Origin of the sequence: Corallococcus sp. AB049A, assembly GCF_003668885.1 — a bacterium.
GTDB lineage: Bacteria > Myxococcota > Myxococcia > Myxococcales > Myxococcaceae > Corallococcus > Corallococcus interemptor.
The window spans coordinates 1-3121 of record NZ_RAWL01000659.1; the positions used below are offsets into that span (position 1 = coordinate 1).

Annotated in this window: 3 protein-coding genes; 1 reads left to right on the forward strand and 2 read right to left on the reverse strand. The window is 73.4% G+C overall.

The window, feature by feature from the left end:
- The first annotated feature begins 181 nt into the window (after nucleotides 1-181).
- Nucleotides 182-1009 (forward strand): carboxypeptidase regulatory-like domain-containing protein, encoded by an 828-nt coding sequence (locus tag D7X55_RS37905; RefSeq protein WP_121725578.1) that lies wholly within the window; start codon nucleotides 182-184, stop codon nucleotides 1007-1009.
- Nucleotides 1010-1045: 36 nt separating this feature from the next.
- On the opposite strand, the gene D7X55_RS37910 is transcribed toward D7X55_RS37905, so the two are convergent.
- On the reverse strand, nucleotides 1046-2437 hold the full coding sequence (locus D7X55_RS37910; RefSeq protein ID WP_120552931.1) for a HAMP domain-containing sensor histidine kinase: 1392 nt from the start codon (nucleotides 2435-2437) through the stop codon (nucleotides 1046-1048).
- Nucleotides 2437-3117, reverse strand: coding sequence for a response regulator transcription factor (locus D7X55_RS37915; protein ID WP_121725579.1), 681 nt, complete (start codon nucleotides 3115-3117; stop codon nucleotides 2437-2439). Before D7X55_RS37915 ends, D7X55_RS37910 begins: the two co-directional genes overlap by 1 nt.
- Nucleotides 3118-3121: the final 4 nt, after the last annotated feature.

The window sequence follows — 3121 nt, forward strand, 5'->3', positions numbered from 1 at the left end:
ACGGTGGGGTGGGAGGTGCCCGCGCTGCTGGCGTTCGCGGCGGTGTTCGTGGGGCTGGCCGCGTTCAGCGTGAGCCGCCGCGAGTAGTCCGCACGCCCCAGGGTTGTTGGACTTGCCCGGTGCCTTCCACTACGACGGCGGGCACCGCATCACGGAAGAATCCTCCAGAGGAGACCGCCTCATGAAGCTGCGCCTGTTTGGCTTGTCGATGGTCGGTGTCGCGGGGCTGCTGGCCCTGCCCGCGTGCAAGAAGGAGGAGGCGCCCGCGCCCGCAGCGGCGGCCCCCACCCGGGAGGCCACGCCTCCGGCCCCCACGGCGGGAGCGGGGACGGGCGAGGCGGCGGCCCCCGCGGCTCCAGCGGGCAACGGCGTGGTGAAGGGCACGGTGTCCTTCACCGGCACGCCGCCGGCGATGGCGGACCTGGCGCCCAGCGCCGACCCGGCGTGTGACGGGCGGCCGGAGAAGGAGCAGTCCGTGCTGGTGAAGGACGGCAAGCTCCAGAACGTGCTGGTGCGCGTGAAGGGCCCCGTCGCGGGCGCGCCGTCCACGCCGCCGTCCGAGCCGGTGGTGGTGGACCAGTCCAAGTGCACCTACGTGCCGCGCGTGCAGGGCGCGGTGGCGGGCCAGCAGGTGGTGTTCAAGAACAGCGACGGCACGCTGCACAACGTGCGCGGCGTGGTGGGCACGCGGCCCCTGTTCAACGTGGCGCAGCCGCCGTCCGGCGCGCCGGTGCAGAAGCCGCTGCCGGCGGACGCGGAGGTGCTGCGCCTCAAGTGCGACGTGCACCCGTGGATGACGGCCTACGTGGTGAGCAACCCCAACCCGTACTTCACCACCACCGGCGCGGACGGCTCCTTCACGCTGACGGGCCTGCCCGCGGGCACGTACACGCTGGAGGCGTGGCACGAGACGCTGGGCACCAAGACGGCCGAAGTCACCGTGAAGGACGGCGCGCCCGCGGAGGCGACGTTCGCCTTCGCCGCGACGGACGCGCAGGCGAAGCAGTAGGCAGGAAGCGGGGGAGGGGCTGCAAGCGCGGCCCCTTCACCCCGGCACGCCCGGCGGCCCGGCCTTGCGCACCGTGAAGCCCACGCGCGCGCCTCCATGGGGCCGGTTCTCCGCGAAGGTCTCCCCGCCGTGGGCCCGGGCAATGCGCTGCACCAGCGCGAGCCCCAGCCCCAGCGACCCGGCCTCGCGTGCCTCGCCGCCCCGGTCCTTCCGGTAGAACGGCTGGAAGATGCGCTGCTCCTCGCCGGGCAGGAGCCCCGGCCCCCGGTCCTCCACGCTGAAGGCCAGGTGCTCCTTCCCGTGCTCCTGGATGCGCAGCGCCTCCACGCCCACGCCGTGCTTGCGCGCGTTGTCGAGCAGGTTCACCAGCGCGCGGCCCAGCAGCGTCGCGTCCGCCATCAGCGCCACGTCGTCCGTCTCCGGCTGCAGCAGCGTCGCGGACAGCCCCACGCGCTCCAGCGCCTGCGCCGCCAGCACGCCCGCCTCCAGCGCCTTGGGCGTCAGCTGCCCGAAGTCCAGGCGCGAGCTGGCCAGAAGCTCGCCCACCAGCGCGTCCAGCTCCACCACCTCGCGGTCCACCTGGTCCAACGTGCGCGGGTTGCCTCCGCCGTCGCGCAACAGCTCCGTCAGCACCCGCAGGCGCGCCAGCGGCGTGCGCAGCTCGTGTGACACCGCCGCCAGCAGCTCGCGCTGGTCCGCCAGCTGCTTCTCGATGCGCGCGGCCATGTCGTTGAAGGACTCGGCGAGCACCGCGAAGTCTCCGGTGAGGTGGCGGTCCAGGCTCGCGCGCGTGCCCAGCTGGCCCTCGCCCAGCGCCTGGGTGGCCTTCACCAGCGTGTCCACCGGCCTGGCCAGCCGGAAGGAGATGCCGCCCGCCGCCGTCCACAGCACCAGCACCGCGATGCCCAGCGGCAGCACGGCGCGCCACGGGCCTCGCGAGCGGTTCTGCAGGTAGCAGGCCTGCAGCGTGCCCAGCTGCGTGTCGTCCCGCATCACCGGGATGCTCGCGTCCGGCTTCGCGCAAGGAGCGCCGCCCCGCGCCACCGCCGCGCCGGACAGGTCCGTCAGCACGACGTCCACGTCCAGGTCGTCGGAGATGCTGCGCACCAGGGACTCGCGCTCGGCGGGCCTGTCCCACACCTCCGCGAAGCGGTGCCCCACGAACGCGCGGACGCGCTCCGTCTCCTGCCGCCAGCTGTTGCCGCCGGTGAGGTTCATCACCCACGACACCACCAGCACCGTCACCAGGATGGTGAGCCCGAACATGACGAACAGGCGCCGCCGCAGCCGCTCCTGCACGTAGGAGCCCAGCCGGCCCAGGTGGAACTTGCGCCGGTGGTGCTCTCGCGCGTGGCGGCCGAAGCCCCGCCTCAGTCCCGGCGCGCAGGGGTCTCCTTCCGGAGGCCAGTGGCGGTGGCCCCAGCCCATCAGGCACCCTCCTTGGCGAAGACGTAGCCCACGCCGCGCACCGTCTTGATGAGGCGCGTGCCCACGTCCCCCAGCTTCTGGCGCAGGTGGGAGATGTGCACGTCCACCGTGCGCTCGCTCACCACCGTGTCGTTGCGTCCCGCCTCTCCCAAGAGCGCGTCACGGGGAATCACCCGGCCCGCGCGCCGCACCAGCGCGAGCAGCAGGTCGAACTCCAGGCCCGTCAGCTCCACGGACCGCCCCTCCACCTTCACCTCGCGCCCGGACACGTCGATGGAGACCCCGCTCGACTCGATGCGGTCCGCCACCGCCGCCGGCTGCGCCCGCCGCAGCACCGCGCGCAGGCGGGCGAGCAGCTCGCGCGGGCCGAAGGGCTTGGGAAGGTAGTCATCCGCGCCCAGCTCCAGCCCCACCACGCGGTCCGTCTCGTCGCCCTTGGCGGTGAGCATCAGCACGGGGATGCGGCTCTTGGCCCGGATGCGCTTGCACACCTCCAGGCCGTCCATGCCCGGCATCATCACGTCCAGGAGCACGGCGTCGAAGGCGTTCGCCTCCAGCGCCGCCAGCCCCCGGCCACCGTCGGGCGCGTGGCTGACGGCGATGCCGTTCTGCCCGAGGTACTCCGCGAGCAGTTCGAACATCCGGGTGTCGTCATCGATGAGCAGGACGCGGGTGGGCATGGGC